We start from the raw sequence: 19,332 nt of genomic DNA, 5'->3' as shown, positions 1-19,332 counted from the left end.
TCCTCCTAGAATACTCAAAAATTTTTACAATTTAGGAATCCCTGCTCAGATTTTATAAAAAAACAACCCAAGTAGATTATAATCAAAATTATTGTACAAAAAATAGTTGAGAATATCAAGCCCTCAAATTAACTTTTTTCGTTTAACTATTGAGAATATTCTCAAGATTATTGAGAATATAGGGGTTATTTAATAGTGCGACCTATTTTATAAAAGTTTGATTGAAAAAACTTATCGGTTTTGTGGGAAAATATTTAAAATCTAATTGGATTTTCCATACAGGGATTTCCTGGGTTTGCTATTATAGATAACCTTTAGTAATTCTCCATGCTACCACTAGTTCGGGGTGTAGTAATACCATCTTACTTCTCTAAAGATGGGTATTTAATCATGAAATAGGACTTACGCACGAGTCACGGAATAGGTATAATCAGGGTTTGAGAGGTATTTTGCGTAAATCCTATGATAAATTTACTTAAGACCTAGCCATGAAAGTACACCTTGATTGGTAGTGTATTCAATCACTACCATTAAAATGAAGCCAATCATAGCCGCTCTGCCATTTAATCGTTCAGCATATTCATTAAAGCCAAACTTGGGTTCTTCTAATTTAGGGGTAACAGTTGGTTGTTGTGTCATAATCAGTGGTTTCTCTCTTGTAATTGTCAAACAAAAATTTACAGGGATCTGGCAACCAAATTTCGGAGTATGGTGATCGGTGCTTTACATTTTTTCATTATTCTTTATCTATTGTAATAAAACTGGCCGATTAGTCAAGGTGAAAGAGACTAAAAATTTCGGATTTTGAATTGCTGAATATGAAAATAGTTAGATAGGTACTGGCACGCTAAAGTAAAACAATAAAATATGAGAGGTGATTAATGGAAATTGGTGTTCCTAAAGAAACTAAAGATCAAGAATTTCGAGTAGGGTTAAGTCCCTCTAGTGTCAGGGTCTTACGGGAAAATGGCCATCATATATTTGTAGAAAGTCAAGCTGGTAATGGTGCGGGATTTACTGATGAGGATTACAGCAATGCTGGGGCTGAAATTGTTGATAAAGCCAGTGCTGCTTGGGATAGAGAGTTAGTTATTAAGGTAAAAGAGCCTTTGACAAGTGAGTATAAGTTCTTGCAAAAAGAACAGTTGTTATTTACTTATTTGCATTTAGCAGCAAATCGCCAATTAACAGAATATTTAATTGATTGTGGCATTTGTGCGATCGCTTATGAAACCGTAGAACAACCGGGAGCAAATAGACTTCCCTTACTCACTCCTATGAGTATTGTTGCTGGTCGGTTAGCAGTCCAATTTGGTGCTAGATTCTTAGAACGTCAACAAGGAGGAAGAGGTGTACTTTTAGGGGGTATACCGGGAGTCAAGGCTGGTAAAGTGGTGATTTTAGGTGGTGGTGTAGTGGGTACAGAAGCCGCAAAAATTGCCGTGGGTATGGGCGCAATGGTGCAAATATTAGATGTTAACGTGGAACGGTTATCCTACCTAGAAACCCTGTTTGGTTCGAGAGTAGAATTACTTTACAGTAATTCTGCCCATATTGAAGCCGCAGTTAAAGAAGCTGATTTACTGATTGGTGCGGTGTTAATTCCTGGTAAAAAAGCACCGATTTTAGTATCCCGTGAATTAGTTAAACAAATGCGTCCTGGTTCAGTGATTGTTGACGTGGCTGTGGATCAAGGTGGATGTGTTGAAACACTACAACCAACATCTCATACAAATCCTGTATATATTGATGAGGGAGTAGTACATTATGGAGTTCCGAATATGCCAGGAGCAGTACCTTGGACATCAACACAAGCTCTAAACAACAGTACCTTACCCTATACTGTCCAGTTAGCAAATTTAGGAACTAAAGCTTTAGAGCTTAATCCAGCTTTAGCAAAAGGATTAAACGTTAAAAATCACCATCTTGTACACCCTGCTGTCAAAGAGGTATTCCCTGATTTAGGGTAAGCTGTACCCATTTGATTTGTATAATTATAGCGGGCAAGATGCCCGCACCACAAGATTGAGCCATATTATCCTGTAAAAGTATATTACTAGGGGTAAAAGTTAATAGATAAAATAGCGTCAAAAACTATTTCACCATTGATAAAATAATACCCACTAATGAACCGAGAATTAACGCAATACTACTTAAAGAACTAATTGCAAAACCTGGACCACGTTTTTCCGCCGCTTGGTAATATCCCCAAGCATAAGCAATACGTCCTACTACCCAAGCCGCACCTAGCCCAGAACCCCAAATAGGACTAACGTAAAGAGAAAATAACCATAAAGCTGGGATAAATAGAGCCAGTTGTTCTAAGGTGTTTTGCTGTACCCGTAATACTCTTTCAAAATCGGGATTTCCTGTAGTTTGTGGCACAGGGACTTGATACTTAAATCTAGCTCTACCAACATTGATTGTGACGAAGAAGTATAGTATAAGTGCGGAAACAGTCACTAAACTAGGATAAGGGGACATAAACTTTAATAAAATTAGAAATTGGCTTTATCTACAAAGTATTATAGATTATATCAAGTTCAGTTAATTAATTAAATTACAATAAGACCAATAAGACTTACGCAAGTGTCACAATAAATTATATAATCATATTATTTTATTTGTTTGTAGTCAGGGCTTTAGCCCTGATAAGTGTTACCATAGCTGATCAAAGATAGGAGTAAAGTCCTAACTACAATTTCATCTGTGATGCCAGTTGCCTAAGTCCTGTACAATTTTCTAGCATCCCTAGCTCATTCTGTGTCAGAGTTGGAGTTGCGGATTTGACAAATAGAGGAACTTATTTATTTAATTACCTATGACCAATGACAGAACCACTAATTGAATTAAGGGGTATTTCTAAATCCTTTGGTAAGAACAAAGTTTTAGATCATGTTGATCTGAAAATATACCGAGGCCAAGCACTAGGGATTATTGGACCATCGGGAACTGGTAAGTCAACAATTTTACGGGTAATAGCAGGTTTATTAAAACCCGATGCGGGAGAAATTTATATTCAAGGAGTACAAAGGAATGGTTTAATAGAAGATGCTGCTGATCCTGTGGGGATTGGGATGGTATTTCAACAAGCCGCCTTATTTGACTCCTTGACAGTGGAAGAAAATATCGGCTTTTTACTTTATCAAAATTCTAAGTTAAAGCGATCGCTCATTCGTGAACTAGTCCAGGAAAAATTAGAACTGGTGGGTTTAGCAGATATTAGTCATCTTTACCCCTCAGAACTTTCTGGAGGAATGCGAAAAAGGGTAAGCTTTGCGAGAGCAATTATGTCTAATCCTCAACGTCCTACAGATAATCCAGAGGTTTTATTATACGATGAACCTACCGCTGGACTCGACCCCATAGCCTCAACTGTCATTGAGGATCTCATCCGCAGTTTACAGCATACCCAGGGAGTTTGTAGTACATACTCCATTGTTACTCACCAAGATAGTACCATTCGCCGTACCTCTGACCAAATAGTATTTCTTTATCAGGGGAAAGTACAATGGCAAGGTACAGTAGCTGCCTTAGATCATACAGAAAATCCTTTGATTAGACAATTTATGAGTGGAAGCGTACATGGACCAATTCAAGTCACGGGCTAAGTACCAAGTCAATAAAAATTACCAAGCTTACTTTTTTTGGTGGAGGAATAAATGCGAGGTCTAATGAGCGGTTTTACGTCTACACGCATGATCAGGGAAGGTTCTGTAGGATTGTTACTCTTACTAGGGTTAGGCGCGTTTGGGGTAATTTTACTATGGTTGAATAGGCTCACCCCTGGACAAACATCTTATCAAGCAATTGTCGAATTTGCTAACGCCGGCGGAATGCAAAAAGGTTCATCCGTACGTTTTCGTGGTGTAAAAGTAGGTACTATTACCAGTGTTAAAGCCGGACCAAATGCTGTTGATGTCGAAATTCAAATTAATTCACCTGATTTAAAGATTCCCACTAATTCCCTAATTGAAGCCAATCAAAGTGGCTTAATTAGCGAAAATATTATTGATATTACACCAAAGGGAAATTTACCAACAAATATTACTGCCAAACCTCTAGATAAAGACTGTAATCCCAGTTTGATTATTTGTAATGGTTCTCGCTTAAAAGGTGTAATTGGTATCAGTATTGACGAAATGATACGTAAATCCTCTGAGTTTGCATCTCAGTATAGTAGCGAGAAATTCTATAATAATGTTAACCGCACCTTGGAAAATTCCGCCAATGCTGCTGCTAATATCGCAGCCTTGACTAAGGATTTGCAAAGTTTGAGCAAGGGCTTTCGCGGGCAATTGAATGTGTTTTCTGATACTGCAAAAACAATAAAAAGCTCTACAAACCAACTAACCGCAACAACAATAAAAACTGCGGATCAATTAAGAACCACAGCAAAGGATTTTAGTGTCACATCTAAACAGGCAAATCGTTTACTTAATAACTTAGATAGTCTTGTCACTACGAATCGTTCTTCTCTCGTTGGAACTTTGAATAGTATGACAGAAACCAGTAACCAACTTCGTCAAACAGTGATGAGTTTATCACCAACGATTAATCGCTTAACCCAAGGAGAATTACTGAAAAACTTAGAAACACTCTCAGCAAATGCAGCGGAAGCTTCCGCGAATTTAAAAGATGCTTCTAAAACTCTAAATGATCCAAAAAACATTGTCTTATTACAACAAACTTTAGATGCAGCTAGAGTAACATTTGAAAACACTCAAAAAATTACATCCGATTTAGACGAATTAACAGGTGATCCTAAGTTCCGCCAAAATTTACTACAATTAGTGAATGGTTTAAGTAAATTAGTTTCTTCTAGTAAAGATGTACAAGAACAGACAAAAGTAGCTTTAACTTTAGACTCTCTTAAAACCACTAGTAACCCGCCCAAGGTAGTAATTACCGCACCTGTTCCCGAAAAACAAGTATTGGTAATAAGTCCCGAACTGGAAACACCAAAGAAAGTAGAGACAATTCCCCAACCAGTCCCACAAACAGCCAATTCATCTTCAAAAGAACTACTTGAGCAACTGCGAGATAATCGAGAGCAGGGAAAAATAACAACTGACAATTGACCACCCACTAATTCCAGTCCTCCTCCTCTTTTTTGCCACGACTTTTGTAAATTCCGCCTGTATGATGGATTTGACGGGTTTTTGTGAATAATTCATCCTCCGTCAACCCCCAGCGGTTTAAAACCTGATCTAAATCATTTTGGATGTCTCGCGCACCTGGAAAACCTTGATAGCGGATTTTTAGTCTCGCTAATTCTGATAAATTGTAGTCGCTTGCGCCTTGAGCAAGTAGAATATCAATAAGGGGGCGATCGCGGTTGTAAAGTGGATGTTGTTGATCATTACTATCGGGCTTTTGTGTCATAATCAATACTAGTATAAAGTTGACAACACATCAACAACTCAAGGGCGAAAAATCTCGATCATTGCTAATTATCTATTATTATCTAAATAATGACGGCAACTACCCCTTGTCACTTACGGATCTCACTATTGCCATTGAGACTTAAATAAAGATACATTATCTTTAAGAAAATACAAAAAACTTTAGATAAGGGTGAACTTAATCTCACCCAAAATCCAAGCAGCACGAGGGAAAGAACCCGCTATGTTTGAACACTTCACTTCCGAAGCAATTCGGGTAATCATGTTAGCTCAGGAAGAAGCACGACGACTGGGACACAACTTTGTAGGAACAGAACAAATTCTCCTGGGTTTAATGGGAGAAGGAACAGGTGTTGCTGCGAAAGTGCTGGCTGAGTTGGGTGTCACTCTCAAAGAAGCACGTCGGGAAGTAGAAAAAATAATTGGCCGGGGTTCTGGGTTTGTCCCACCGGAAATTCCTTTTACCCCCAAAGTTAAAAGCCTGTTTGAGCAATCTTTCCGAGAAGCTCACGGTCTTGGACATAATTACATAAACACTGAACACTTATTATTAGGTTTAACGGAGGCCGGTGAAGGAGTCGCGGCCAAAGTATTGCAAAATCTAGGAGTAGATTTACCTGTTATCCGTGCGGCTGTAATGAAGCGCCTGGGTGAAGATACAGCGGTTGTCACGGGTGGGAGAAGCAATTCCCAGCGCAATCAAAATCTATCTATAGAGGAGTTCGGTAGAAATCTCACCAAATTGGCTCAGGATGGCAGATTAGACCCGGTAGTCGGTCGTCAACGAGAAATTGAAAGAACGGTACAAATTCTCGGTCGTAGAACCAAAAATAACCCGGTTTTGATTGGGGAACCTGGGGTAGGAAAAACAGCAATTGCTGAAGGTTTGGCTCAACGGATTATTAATCAAGATGTTCCCGAAATTTTGCTCAATAAGCAGGTAATTAGCCTGGATATGGGTTCTGTAGTCGCAGGAACTCGTTTCCGGGGTGACTTTGAGGAACGCTTGAAAAAAATCATGGACGAAGTTCGTACCGCAGGTAACATCATCTTAGTTATTGATGAAATTCATACCTTGGTCGGTGCGGGTGGTACGGAAGGCGGTTTAGATGCTGCTAATATACTTAAACCAGCTTTAGCACGGGGTGAACTTCAGTGTATTGGTGCTACTACTTTGGATGAATATCGTCAACATATTGAACGTGATGCAGCATTAGAAAGACGTTTTCAGCCCATTTTGGTAGGTGAACCATCCGTAACAGAAACTATTGATATTCTCTACGGTTTACGCGGTGCTTATGAACAGCATCACAAAGTCCATATTGCTGATGAAGCGATAGTAGCAGCCGCTGAATTAGCAGACCGTTATATCAGCGATCGCTTTTTACCGGACAAAGCCATTGACTTAATTGATGAAGCGGGTTCTCGCGTGCGGTTACGTCACTCCCGCATTAGCAATAACAAAGAACTCAAACGGGAATTAACCACCGCCACTAAAGCCAAATCTGAAGCTATCAGAGTCCAAGATTTTACTAAAGCTGGTAAATTACGTCAACAAGAATTATCAATTCAAGCCAGACTTGATTTAGAGGAAAACCAGGAAAGCGTTAACGCTCCCATTGTCAATGAAGAAGATATTGCTCAAATTGTCGCTGCTTGGACAGGTGTTCCCGTTAACAAACTGACTGAATCCGAATCTGAATTATTATTACATCTCGAAGACACTTTACACAAACGTCTAATTGGACAAGAACAAGCAGTTAGCTCCGTTTCTCGCGCTATTCGTCGCGCTCGTGTCGGCTTAAAAAGTCCTAATCGTCCTATTGCCAGCTTTATCTTTTCTGGTCCAACCGGTGTAGGTAAAACTGAATTAGCTAAAGCATTAGCCGCTTACTTCTTCGGTTCAGAAGAATCAATGGTGCGTTTAGATATGTCCGAATACATGGAAAGCCACAACGTTTCTAAGTTGATTGGTTCACCTCCAGGTTATGTAGGATACAATGAAGGCGGACAACTAACGGAAGCTGTGCGGCGCAAACCCTATACAGTGTTGCTATTCGACGAAATCGAAAAAGCGCATCCCGATGTATTTAATATGCTGCTGCAAATCTTAGATGACGGTCATCTTACGGATGCGAAAGGCCGAAAAGTGGACTTCAAGAATACATTAATTATCTTGACTTCTAATATTGGTTCTAAGGTAATCGAAAAAGGTGGTAGTAGCTTGGGATTTGAGTTTGATAACCACGCAGAAGCTAGTTATCATCGGATTCGTAACTTAGTCAACGAAGAACTCAAAGCTTATTTCCGTCCAGAATTTCTCAACCGTGTTGATGATATTATCGTCTTCACTCAACTTAACAAAGATGAAGTCAAGCAAATTGCTGGAATCATGCTGAATGATGTTGCTAGTCGCTTAAAAGATAAGAATATCACCTTAGAAGTGACAGCAGCTTTCCAAGATAAGGTTGTACAAGAAGGCTATGATCCTAGTTATGGTGCTAGACCATTACGCCGCGCTATTATGCGTTTGCTAGAAGATTCTCTTGTAGAAGCAATTTTATCTGGGGAAATAGCTGAGGGAGATAAGGCCATAGTTGATGTAGATGATGATGGTCAGGTAAAAGTCAGAAAGTCCGAAACCCGTGAGTTGTTATTAACTAATGTTGGTTAATTCGGGATTTCTATAATATCGGTAATTTATTTGGTGGGTGACTTTATTGTTAACCCACCTTTTTTATGGTTGTTTATAGGAGAATAGGGATAAATGAACCACGAAGGGACGAAGAACACGAAGGAAAAAGGAAGAAAAGAGGTAATCTGATGTTGGAAAATGATATCACACCATGATAAGTTTTAGTTAGTTTTGATACAGCATCTTTCTTTTCATTCATAGATAATAATTAAATAGTTAATTGATTTTAATTACCAACGAAACAAAATGACTAATTAGGTTTGGTTCTAATGTCAAATATTTACAATACTCAAGAATTAATTCACATTTTAGCAGCCGAGCGCCAAGCTTGCTTAAAAGGTGAACGTTTAAAGTTAGAATTAACCGTTTCTGGTAATCCATTAATAGACCAATTTGTGAGAACCGAAGGACTACAAAGATTCGCAGCTTACCAAGATTTTAAAACCTCTATTCATCAATATCAACGAGAAAATCAAGTTTCTGGAATTATCTGGAAAGATATCACTATTAAGAATAAAAATCTCCACTATCCAGAAATTGATCCCGAATTAATTGCTTTAGAAAGTGATTTACAAATATTGAAACTTGCCAAAAATTCAATTTTAGAATTTTGGTATATCACAACAGCAGAAATGGATTTATATTTAGGTTTTAATAATGGTAAACAACATCAAAAAATTACCAAAATAGACGTAGAAAGAATTACCCAAAGAACAGAATGGGCTACTTTATTAAAATGGGAAAACCCGAACTTTTTAGAAATTATCTTACAATTAGGTTGGGGACAACCCCAAGAAGCCGCTTATAAACGGGGAAGACCATTAGCGGGAAGTGAATTTATTCATGCAGTTAATCCAGGATGTTATCCTATCGGTTAATAATTAGGTTTTATGGGTTTCGTGGTTAATAAAAATATTTTTCAAACAAGCTCTTATAGAATTCATTTGGGATCTTTTTGACACAGCAAATAAAAAATATTTAGGGTGCATTAGGAAAACCCAATACACCCCAGAACTAATTAGCAACTTCAGCCATTTCAATTACCCGTCCGTCATAATCCTTAACTAAAAAATTTAAAGGCTTTTGATTGCGAATTTTGAACTTTAAACCCCGGACTTCTACCCGCATTAAAATTAATTCCAGACACTCATGATCAAAGCAAACATGACGATGCTGATCTTTGTTGCCTAAACTTGCACCAGTGATAATATGTAATTGAGTATTTTTCTTGAGTTGATACCATAGCCCGTCATTACCATTATTCGTAGTGCTGTTAGACCAACTGGGACTAGTGGACATATACAGCGGGTCAATACCTGTTGCACCAATGGTTTGCTCATAATTGTAATAATAGTGCAAAGGTACTTCCGCCACTGGCAAATCTAGCAATCCTTCATATAATTGTCGGGCAACTTCTAAATCCGATACCATGACAGTATAAACTTTAGGTGCGCTACTCAGGAACATCCACATAGCGCCAGCGTAAGCTGCCAACAGCATAACCATAATCCCTTGGGTGGAGAATAGGCTATCCAAGGGCAGAGAAGGCAAAAACGAGCCTAAAGTTAAAGTTAGTGGACTTAGCAGTAACATTATTGAACTAGCTTCTATAACCATGAACAAACAGTATCAAAATATTGGTATCAGCAGGGGGCTTTTAGTATTGTCAGTTAAGACTAACATTAAGTCCTTGTTTCTAGTTTATCAATAGTCTAGCAGTCTGATCTTAGTTTATTTAACAGACTTTCAGATATAATCGAAATGATACCTGCGGCGAAGGAAGCCATCGCTTAACCATTCATTGGTATATTTTAACAATCATCTAATCGCGATATTGTCGAAATTCCCCACTTTCCCGAAACTAATCACCTATTGGTAAAGTCGCTATTTGATCACAGTGATCAAGAATTACTGAGTCTGTTTGGACAATATCCAGATTGTGGCAGGTATTTTACGGTGATTTTTTGCTAGAAGCTGAATTACCTGCTGATATTCGGGATATTTATTTTAAGTGAAAATTCAATTTAGTTTCCGCCGTGATTTCCTGATTAAATTTTATAAAAAAGCACTATTTACTATCAAGCAATAGAATGAATTTAAGCAATGGTAAAAAATTCCCAGTTTTGACTTCTGATATCGTCTTGTTTACCTATTTATCCATAAGTACAGGTGCAAAAGGAATTGAGATTATAGAACAAATTCACTATCCTTTAAATAGTTACCCAGAGAAATGATCACGAAATTTAGCAGATAAATTGCTAAAATAGGAAATAAGTCATGTTTACTAAACAAAGAAAACTATGATACTATAGTCAGCAGGAGGATAAAAAACCAAAAAATAAAAAATTCACCCAATCAGATGATGAATTACATAAATCAAATGATTATCATCAGGTTTTGTCTATAAAATAGACTCGCTAATTTTTGTTCCTCAACTTTTTTAATCATGATTTTTTACATAGAAATTCCCTTAATTGGCAAAAAAGTTAAATATCCATTACGTTGGTTAATCGGTTTAATTGCTAGTGGTGTTTTAATTGTAGGAACAACAGCCACTATCAAAACCATCCAGCAAGGAAATAAACCACCAGATATAACTAAATTGACTGTGCCGGTGACAGCAAAAGATATCACTGTTCGCATTACTGCTAGCGGCAAAATCCAACCAATTCAAAGCGTCAATATTAGTCCTAAAAGTTCTGGACTGTTGGCAGAGTTAAATGTTGAACAGGGACAAACAGTCAAGAAAGGACAAATAATTGCTCGCATGGATAATTCGGAAATTAAAATGCGAATTATCCAATACAAAGCTAATTTAGAACAGGCAAAAGCGCAATTAGCGGAAAGCCTAGCGGGAAGTCGTCCCGAAGAAATTGCCCAAGGAAAAGCCCGTGTAGCCCAAGCACAGGCTCAATTAGCAATTATCCGTGAGGGGAATCGTTTACAGGAAATTCAACAAGCACAGGCTCAAGTAGACTCGGCAAAAGCCGCTGTAGAATTAACTGAATCACGTTTAAAACGTTATCAAGATTTAGCAAAAAATGGAGCGATTTCTCAAGATAGTTTAGAACAATACATCAGTGAAAATAGAAAAGCAAAAGCCAATTTAGAAGAAGCACAAAAACGATTATCCTTACTCAAAATTGGCAACCGTAACCAAGATATTCAAAAACAACAAGCAATAGTTAATCAGGAAAAGGAAGCTTTAAGAAAATTAGAAAATGGTAATCGTCCTGAAGAAATTGCCAGATTAAAAGCAGCAGTAGCTAGTGCAGAAGCTCAATTAAAACAACAACAAGTACAATTAGAAGATACAATTATCCGCGCTCCTTTTGCAGGCATTATTACTCAAAGATACGCGACAGTGGGGGGTTTTGTTAGTCCTGCTGTTTCTGCTTCCAGTAGTGCTTCTGCTACCTCAACTTCTATAGTAGCTTTAGCTAAAGGATTAGAAGTTTTAGCAAATGTTCCTGAAGTAGATATATCCCAAATTAAACAAAGACAAAAAGTAGAAATTACCGTTGATGCTTATCCCGATGAAATTTTTCAGGGACAAGTGCGTTTGATTGCTCCTGAAGCGGTAGTTGAGCAAAATGTCACCTCATTTCAGGTGCGGGTTACTGTTAATAAAGGGTCTGAAAAACTGCGTTCAGGAATGAATGTGAGTGAAGTGACATTTCTTGGTAATAACATCCAAAATGCCCTATTAATTCCCCAGGAGTTAATTGTTACTCGCAAGGGAAAGACTGGAGTGTGGTTATTAGGTGAAAAAAATCAACCTGAATTTAATCTAGTCAAAATTGGTGCGAATATTGATAACGAAGTTCAAGTTTTAGATGGTCTTAAAGCTGGAGATAGGATATTTATTGATCTACCTAAAACCAAGGAAAAAGGTAAAACAGAATCGAGCAAAGAAAGAAAATAAAAATTAAACATAAAAATTCAGCACAAATTATGGACATTTTAGAAAGCGTGAAAATGGCAACTACCACCTTATTAGCTAATAAGTTGCGGAGTGGTTTGACCATGTTGGGAATTATTATTGGCAATGCCTCAGTTATTGCTATGATTGGGATTGGAGAAGGGGCAAAAATATTTACAAATAAACAATTTCAATCCTTAGGACCTAATACTTTATTTGTTGTTCCCGGTAGTCCAGGAACTCGGAGTAGGGTGACAGGAGTACCTAGAACTTTAGTTTTACAAGACGCTAAAGCAATAGCTAAACAAGTCCGCGCAGTCAAAGAAGTTGCTCCAGAGATTAATAACCGAATTACAATCACTTATCGTAATCGAAATACAACAAGCACGGTGATCGGTACTACCCCTAATTATCCCACAGTTCGTAGTTTAGAAATTAAAGAAGGTAGGTTTTTTAATGACTTCGATATTAAACGGAGTAAAAGAGTAGCAATATTAGGTCCAGATTTAGCCAATAAACTATTTGATAATCAAAATCCCCTGGGTCAGAAAATCCGCATTCAAAATACTACTTTTGATGTCATTGGGTTAACAGTTGCTAAAGGTTCTTCCTTTGGGAGTAACAATGATGATACCGTTTATATTCCCATTAATACCATGTTTAGTCGTTTAGTTGGGAGAACATCACCTTTTGGTATTAATATCGCTATGATTTCTGTATCAGCGAAGGATGAAAATAGTATATCAGCAGCAGAGTTTCAAATGGCAAATTTACTGCGTCGTCGGCACAAAATTACCCGCGAAGATGATTTTACCATTCAAACCCAAAAAAACCTCTTAGAAATCAGTAATTCAATTACCGGAGGATTGACAATAATGTTAGCTGCAATAGCTAGTATTTCCTTATTTGTGGGTGGGATTGGGATTATGAATATTATGCTAGTTTCTGTGACTGAACGTACTCAAGAAATTGGACTGCGGAAAGCTATCGGTGCAACGCAACAGGACATCCTTCTGCAATTTATGATTGAAGCCGTGATATTATCAGTAACTGGTGGTTTAATCGGCATTATTTTAGGGGGTGGTAGCATCATTTTAGTGGGAATATTTACCCCTTTTCAATCTACAATTTCCCCAGCAGCAGTTCTTTTAACTGCGGGTGTTTCTGGCGCTATTGGTTTATTCTTCGGTGTAGTTCCGGCCCGTCGTGCGGCTCAACTTGATCCCATGGTAGCACTAAGAACGGCGTAAAAATAATTAAAAATTACAGGTTTGATATCGGGGCAACCACGGGGGTTTGCCCCTAGATGGGGAAATTTTCGGGGTTGTGGGGATGGAGGGGTCAATCTGAACTAACAATATTAAGTATCATACCTCATTCTTAGAAATAAATGCAGTTGTGTTTATCAAGAGGTAAAATAGGGTGTATATTATATCTTAGCCATTACATTATTTTATATCCTGCCCCTATGTTCCCTAACTTGACACAATTTGGTATCTTGATTTTGTTTATGTTTTTTGTGCTTTCAACACGATACCTAATTGTGTCATCGTTTCTCTATTGGTTGCTTTGGGTTCGTCGTCCCAAGTCTTGGGAAGGTCGTCGTCTTCATGATTTGGACGGACGTAAAAGTAAAATCAACAGCGAAATTAAGTGGTCACTTTTATCTTGTCTGATTTTTGCTGTACCTGGTGCTTTAATGATGACTATGATTATATCAGGATACACGAAAGTTTATTTTAATCCTCTGGAATATAGTTTAGGATATTTACCTTTGAGTTTGTTGATTTATTTATTTCTTCACGATACTTATTTTTACTGGACTCACCGCTGGTTACACATTCCACGTATATATCGTCGTTTTCATCAAATACATCACGAATCTATTAATCCTACACCCTGGACATCTTTTTCTTTTGATCCTGTTGAGAGTGTTATTCAAGCAATTATTATTCCTATTCTAGTTTTTATTATTCCCATTCATATTAGTATGGTACTTTTATTATTAACCTTAATGACGATATTTGGTGTTGTCAATCATACTGGTTATGAGGTTTATCCCCATTCTTGGATGAGTGGTTTTTGGGGTAAAAATTGGATTACACCAACACACCATACTCTTCATCATCACAAGTTTAATTGTAATTATGGTCTTTATTTTCGTTTTTGGGATAAATTGATAAATACAGATGTAATGATACCAAAGCCGGGAGTCAATAAAAGGGGGTTTTAAAAGTATTTTCGGTAATATTGAAACGAAACTTGAGTGATCTAACTTCAACCTCTGCTCTGGGAGGGAAGGGGAGTAGGACGGTTGAAGGTTGACTGTTAAGAGTTCCCTGTTCCCTACCCTCACAGATAACTTTTTTAGCAAGCCCTAATTATTTTATTTTACGATTCTTTAGCTGTTAACTGAATACTTGGATTTGGTAATAATGTATATCTCAAATAGAACCCCAACCACACAAATCCAATAATTAACAAAGTCCCAATTCCCAGGAAATTAGGTAACCAAAACACCACCTCTATATGATTGATAGCACCTGGTTTAAGTTTCCATATCAATTGATTACCATGCTTTTCTGGTTTGATAGCATTTTCATTATTGTCAATGTTTTTTGTTCCCCAAGGTGTCTGTAAACTAAAATCTAAGTTGACAATTGAATTATTATTGTTGGTGGTAAGCATGGCCAAAGAACGCAAATCTAAATCATAAACTAGATGATTTCTAGAAAATAGGAAAAAATTCCTATCTTCTGCTACCAAACTTGAGGTAATATCTGATATTTCTGAATTATTGCTATCTTGAGAACTGCGATTTTTGAAAAATATAGTAAATTTTCCTTGTAATTCCTTCGCACTAGTAAAGGGAATTTTAACAATAATTTCTGCTGGTGAAATTCTCTGTGTTGAACCTCCTAAAGTTCGTGCTTGATTTTCTAAAGTTTTTAACCATTCTGATAGATAATCACCACTAAAAATAGTGACTTTTTCCGCTAACTGAATATGCTGTATTAATTCCCCATTATTTGTGCTATTAAAATTGACTCCTAAATCATATTTTACACAACCAGATAGGAGCAATGAAGAAAGTATTACCATCAATACAATAGGTTTTATTTTGGTAATTTTGCCAATTTTACTAATTGAAAAAAATCGGGATTTTATCTTAATGAAAGTGAATACGTTCATTGTATTTTCTCCTTATTTGCTAAAAACTTAACCAAACTAAATAGAAAATTGTTAAACAAACAGCAATTAAAGCTACCCAAACAAAGCGATTATCTTTAGTATTGACCGTGCTAAGATCAATATATTCTGGTTCTACAGATTTAGGTTGAGATTGAGATTTTTTAGGTTGGGAATTGACAACTATTTTCGATTTGTGATCAGAAACTATACCAAAATCGGGAATTTCTGTCATCCATTCTTGAGGACGATTAAGTTTGGGTGCTTTTAAAATATAGACTAGGCGCTTTGCTTGTTGACGAATTTCATAATGGGGATGACCTACAAGTTGTTGACAAAGATTTATTGCTGCTTCTGAACGTCCCGCAGCTTCATAAGCATTCACCAACCAAATTTCTACTTCACCAGCAAAACGGGTATTTTTTCCTAATAAGGCGCTGGCTTTTTCTAAATTTTCTACAGCTTCCCGATATTGACCATTTTCAAAAGCAATTGTCCCCATTTGGTAACGAGATCTAGCGAGTTCTAAACTTTCTGTAGTCATTAGTTATTAAGTCATTAGTTATTAGTTAAATTGGCGGTTAGAAACCGCATCTACACAAACAAAACCCACCTGCGTGGGTGAGAAATATCTGGTTTTTATGCAGTCTGCGGAGGCGGAATTTGTTTGTGTAGCCGTGAATTTTATTCACCAGAACTATTAATCCTGATTATTGTCTCAACTGAGAACCAAGAATCATTGTCCCAATCCCCACATCTGTAAATACTTCTAACAGTAAAGCATGAGGAATACGACCATCAATGATATGTGAAGCTTTCACCCCTTGAGCTAGAGATCGCACACAACAATTCACTTTAGGAATCATCCCCCCACTAACTATACCATCAGCAATTAATTGTCGCGCTTCCCGAATATCTATTTTCGGAATCAAGGTAGAAGGGTCATGATAATCTTTTAAAATTCCTCTGGTATCGGTGAGCAAAATTAATTTTTCTGCTCCCAAAGCTGCGGCTATTTCCCCCGCTACGGTATCAGCATTAATATTATAAGCCTGTCCCGTTTCATCAGCAGCAACACTGGAAACTACGGGAATATAGCCATTACTAGAAAGTGTTTCTAAAATTTTGATATTGACACTGCTAACTTCCCCAACAAAACCAATTCCTTCATCACCTTGAGGACGAGCCGTAATTAAGTTACCATCTTTACCACAAAGTCCTACGGCCATACCTCCAGCCTGGTTAATTAGCGCGACAATTTCTTTATTTACACGCCCAACTAACACCATTTCTACTACATCCATTGTTGGTGCATCGGTAACACGCAAACCATTTTTAAATTGTGCTTCAATTCCTAACTTAGCTAACCAACTATTAATTTCTGGACCACCACCATGAACTAAAATTGGCCGCAAGCCGACGCAAGATAAAAAGACAACATCCCGAATCACTTTATCTTTGAGGTTGCTATCCTTCATGGCTGCGCCACCATATTTAACTACAACGGTGCGACCAGTGAATTGTTGGATGTAAGGTAATGCTTCACTGAGAATTTCGACGCGATTCGCTTCAGCTTTCCTGATATACTCTGTATCATTAATCATGTTTTTACCCAAGTTGCTAATTATCTAGTTTATTGGATAACTAGCAACTAGAGTTAATAAGCTATTGTGATGATAGCAGTGGGACAGGGAGCAGAGAGATATTCATTACCCATTACCCATTACCCATTACCCATTACCTATTCCTAAGAGAGTTGAAACAAGAAAGTCACTAAATCGCCCTTACCTAAGCTAATGCGATCGCCGGGACGGAGGCGATGTCTGTTTCCTGGTAATAGAGGTAAATTGTTGATGTAAGTACCATTGGAACTACCTGCATCTTCTATATAACAAGCATCTCCCTCAATCCGAATATCTGCGTGAATCCGGGAAACAATTTCCGAATTTGCGAATCCTGAAACATCTATATCTGGAGGAATTCGATCATTAGGCTTACCAATATGAACAACCGAGACATTTTGTGGTAATTCTATTTCTTGGTTAGCTTGAACATGAAATAACCGCGCCACTACCTGTTGTAATTGGGTGGTCGCCACCTTTACTGGTGCTGCTACCGGTGAAACTGCTGGGGCTGCTTCCACAACTGGTAGGGGATCTATTTGGGGTATATAAGCAGGCGGAATATAAACTTCTGGTTCTGGCGCTACAGGTGCAGGTGGAGGTGTAAGCACTGGCGGAATATAAACTTCTGGTTCTGGTGCTACAGGTGCAGGTACAGAAGGAATATAAACGGCTTGTTCCTGAACTACAGCTACGGGTGGGGGTGTGAGTACAGGGGGAATATAAACTTCTGATTCTGGTGCTACAGGAGGAACATAAACAGCTTGTTCCTGAACTACAGATGCAGGTTCAGCTACGGGAACTACTACTGTCGCTGGCGGGTTGCTAGCCTGAGCAATTCCCAAAGCATCGGGTTGTAACAGTTCCATCATTAGGTCAGGAGCGACTACAGGGGGGATATTAGGACTCCCAGTTGGGGCGACTGTGGTTGCTGCTGTGGCGGCGGCGTGAAAATGTAGGTTATAGCCACACTGACCACAGAAAGCGGCATCTGACTGTACTATTGCTCCACAATTAGGACACTTAGCTGTAGCTGGCAACGGTGTGTAGCAAGCTTCACATTGAACGGCAACATCTGGATTAGGGTGATTGCAATTAGGACAGACTATCATGGATTTAAGCCTTAGTGAAGGTCGTTGTAAAAATATTACTGGCAAGCACAGGAGTAATTTTAGCTTTTGATGCTAAAAATTACCTAGGGTGAGAAGAAGTTGATCATTGGTGATTATTCTTAATTATCTCAATCATCCAAATCTCAAGAATCATAGCTAGTGTTTGAGTTCTAAACCAGCAGCTGCATCTAGCAACCAGTAAAGTTCTCCCTGGGGTTTAATCAAGCGAGATGGATAAGCGAAATCATCTGCTATCGGTGCAAAAATTTGCCCCAGTGCTGGTCTTTTGTTAGCTCCAGCAACCATAAAAATCACATTTCGAGCCGCGTTAATAAATGGGTAAGTAAAGGTAATGCGAAGATTATCATCTTTATTACCGACAGTAATTAAGCGATCGCAAACCTTGAGAGCTTCCGTGTGGGGAAACAAAGATGCAGTATGGGCATCATCACCCATTCCCAATAAAACTACATCTAATGGAGGGAACTCTCCAGATACGGAATTAAAAAATGTTTGCAGATGCTGGTTATACTTAGCTGCGTCCACTTCTGGATTAGCGGACAAAGTGGGGATAGCATGAATATTAGCCGCTGGAATGGCAACCTGATCTAACCATGCACGTCGGGCCATTAGTTCGTTGCTATCAGGGTGATCTGCCGGCACATAACGCTCATCTCCCCAGAATATATGAATTTTATCCCAGGGCAACTTTTCCTTGGCTATGATTTCATACAAGGGTTTCGGTGTGCTGCCACCTGATAAAGCAATTGTAAATTTTCCCCGTTCCCTAATAGCAGTTTCCACTTTTGACAGGATCAATTCTAGCGCCCGTTGGACTAGCTCGGATACGCTGGAGTGAAATTCAACAGTTTTATTCATGGCATTATCATTGCATAGGCTGTTTCTTTGCAATACCATAGCGAACTTCTGACAATTTTCTGGTTTAACTCTGGAAACTTTTAATATCGTCAAGTTAAGCCGATAGCTTGTCTGGTGTAGCCATAAATTATCGTCTCCTATTTTCTTTATCATTATTCTTGGTTGCTGGTCAGTATTCAGTTGTACTAATCGCTGATAATCACTGCAAAGGACTGTTGAGAGAATAAAGGATACATCAGCAAACAAATAAAATAGCGATCCTGGGAATAAATTCCCAAACTTCCCAAAGAAGTCAGGGATATGAGGATCTAGAAATGATAATATTTTTAATTACTTCTCAGTAATATACTTTAGTAAACCGACCCAAAAAAGCTAACTAATGCTAACAAAAGTCTGCTTTTTCTTCCTGCTTCATCCTAGAAGTGTCGGCACTATCTAGTCCACAGGCTAACACGGTTAATCTAACCGCTTCTTGTTTTACATTAATTGCAGCGTTTACATCTCTATC

At 38.1% G+C, this 19,332-nt stretch carries 17 protein-coding genes and 1 pseudogene; 9 read left to right on the top strand and 9 right to left on the bottom strand.

The genetic code is table 11. The features are described 5' to 3' along the window. Positions 1-471 precede the first annotated feature (471 nt). Positions 472-639 (bottom strand): chlorophyll a/b-binding protein, encoded by a 168-nt coding sequence (locus tag H6G25_RS05330; protein ID WP_137908452.1) that lies wholly within the window; start codon positions 637-639, stop codon positions 472-474. A gap of 242 nt (positions 640-881) precedes the next feature. Here H6G25_RS05330 and ald point away from each other — a divergent pair, with 242 nt between their 5' ends. Then, positions 882-1,970 (top strand): alanine dehydrogenase, encoded by a 1,089-nt coding sequence (gene ald, locus H6G25_RS05325; protein WP_190391582.1) that lies wholly within the window; start codon positions 882-884, stop codon positions 1,968-1,970. A 124-nt stretch (positions 1,971-2,094) separates the two neighbouring features. Here the strand turns inward: ald and H6G25_RS05320 are convergent, their stop codons facing one another. Further along, positions 2,095-2,484 carry an MAPEG family protein gene (locus H6G25_RS05320; RefSeq protein ID WP_028090406.1) on the bottom strand — a complete coding sequence of 130 codons (390 nt, stop codon included), beginning with the start codon at positions 2,482-2,484 and terminating at the stop codon, positions 2,095-2,097. Positions 2,485-2,828: 344 nt separating this feature from the next. On the opposite strand from H6G25_RS05320, the gene H6G25_RS05315 reads away from it, so the two are divergent. Next, positions 2,829-3,611: an ABC transporter ATP-binding protein gene (locus H6G25_RS05315; protein WP_190391581.1), complete on the top strand. Its 783-nt coding sequence runs from the start codon at positions 2,829-2,831 to the stop codon at positions 3,609-3,611. 51 nt (positions 3,612-3,662) lie between these two features. Then, entirely contained in the window at positions 3,663-5,081 is a 1,419-nt protein-coding gene (locus H6G25_RS05310; protein ID WP_190391580.1) for an MlaD family protein, read from the top strand. 7 nt (positions 5,082-5,088) lie between these two features. Here the strand turns inward: H6G25_RS05310 and H6G25_RS05305 are convergent, their stop codons facing one another. Continuing rightward, positions 5,089-5,385, bottom strand: a complete 297-nt coding sequence (locus tag H6G25_RS05305; protein WP_190391579.1) for a DUF3288 family protein — start codon at positions 5,383-5,385, stop codon at positions 5,089-5,091. 243 nt (positions 5,386-5,628) lie between these two features. Between H6G25_RS05305 and H6G25_RS05300 the strand changes: the two genes are divergently transcribed. Then, positions 5,629-8,079, top strand: a complete 2,451-nt coding sequence (locus H6G25_RS05300; RefSeq protein WP_190391696.1) for an ATP-dependent Clp protease ATP-binding subunit — start codon at positions 5,629-5,631, stop codon at positions 8,077-8,079. 290 nt (positions 8,080-8,369) lie between these two features. Continuing rightward, positions 8,370-8,978, top strand: a complete 609-nt coding sequence (locus H6G25_RS05295) for a hypothetical protein (protein ID WP_190391578.1) — start codon at positions 8,370-8,372, stop codon at positions 8,976-8,978. 136 nt (positions 8,979-9,114) lie between these two features. On the opposite strand, the gene H6G25_RS05290 is transcribed toward H6G25_RS05295, so the two are convergent. Beyond that, positions 9,115-9,717, bottom strand: coding sequence for a glyoxalase-like domain protein (locus tag H6G25_RS05290; RefSeq protein ID WP_190391577.1), 603 nt, complete (start codon positions 9,715-9,717; stop codon positions 9,115-9,117). Positions 9,718-9,933: 216 nt separating this feature from the next. On the opposite strand from H6G25_RS05290, the pseudogene H6G25_RS21065 reads away from it, so the two are divergent. The 4 genes and pseudogenes from H6G25_RS21065 to H6G25_RS05275 form a co-directional block, all read left to right on the top strand. Then, a pseudogene (locus tag H6G25_RS21065) lies at positions 9,934-10,068 on the top strand (sigma-70 family RNA polymerase sigma factor); the annotation flags it as partial. A gap of 478 nt (positions 10,069-10,546) precedes the next feature. Continuing rightward, complete coding sequence (locus H6G25_RS05285) at positions 10,547-12,025, top strand: efflux RND transporter periplasmic adaptor subunit (protein ID WP_190391576.1); 1,479 nt, start codon at positions 10,547-10,549, stop codon at positions 12,023-12,025. A gap of 29 nt (positions 12,026-12,054) precedes the next feature. Next, positions 12,055-13,272 (top strand): ABC transporter permease, encoded by a 1,218-nt coding sequence (locus H6G25_RS05280; RefSeq protein WP_190391575.1) that lies wholly within the window; start codon positions 12,055-12,057, stop codon positions 13,270-13,272. A gap of 293 nt (positions 13,273-13,565) precedes the next feature. After that, a complete protein-coding gene (locus tag H6G25_RS05275; protein WP_347239146.1) occupies positions 13,566-14,255 on the top strand; it encodes a sterol desaturase family protein in 690 nt (229 codons plus the stop codon). Positions 14,256-14,413: 158 nt separating this feature from the next. Here H6G25_RS05275 and H6G25_RS05270 read toward each other — a convergent pair whose 3' ends face one another. The 5 genes from H6G25_RS05270 to pgl form a co-directional block, all read right to left on the bottom strand. Next, positions 14,414-15,214, bottom strand: a complete 801-nt coding sequence (locus tag H6G25_RS05270; protein WP_190391573.1) for a DUF3153 domain-containing protein — start codon at positions 15,212-15,214, stop codon at positions 14,414-14,416. 19 nt (positions 15,215-15,233) lie between these two features. Continuing rightward, positions 15,234-15,755: a tetratricopeptide repeat protein gene (locus tag H6G25_RS05265; RefSeq protein ID WP_190391572.1), complete on the bottom strand. Its 522-nt coding sequence runs from the start codon at positions 15,753-15,755 to the stop codon at positions 15,234-15,236. A 166-nt stretch (positions 15,756-15,921) separates the two neighbouring features. Beyond that, the gene (gene argB / locus H6G25_RS05260; protein ID WP_190391571.1) at positions 15,922-16,815 is read right to left on the bottom strand and encodes an acetylglutamate kinase; all 894 of its coding nucleotides are present in this window, start codon (positions 16,813-16,815) and stop codon (positions 15,922-15,924) included. A 143-nt stretch (positions 16,816-16,958) separates the two neighbouring features. Next, complete coding sequence (locus H6G25_RS05255; RefSeq protein ID WP_190391570.1) at positions 16,959-17,945, bottom strand: FHA domain-containing protein; 987 nt, start codon at positions 17,943-17,945, stop codon at positions 16,959-16,961. Positions 17,946-18,101: 156 nt separating this feature from the next. Further along, positions 18,102-18,824, bottom strand: a complete 723-nt coding sequence (gene pgl, locus H6G25_RS05250; RefSeq protein ID WP_190391695.1) for a 6-phosphogluconolactonase — start codon at positions 18,822-18,824, stop codon at positions 18,102-18,104. Positions 18,825-19,332: the final 508 nt, after the last annotated feature.

The sequence above is a fragment of the Dolichospermum sp. FACHB-1091 genome (assembly GCF_014697585.1).
Classification (GTDB): Bacteria; Cyanobacteriota; Cyanobacteriia; order Cyanobacteriales; family Nostocaceae; genus Dolichospermum.
This window is presented reverse-complemented; position numbering and strand designations above follow the sequence as displayed.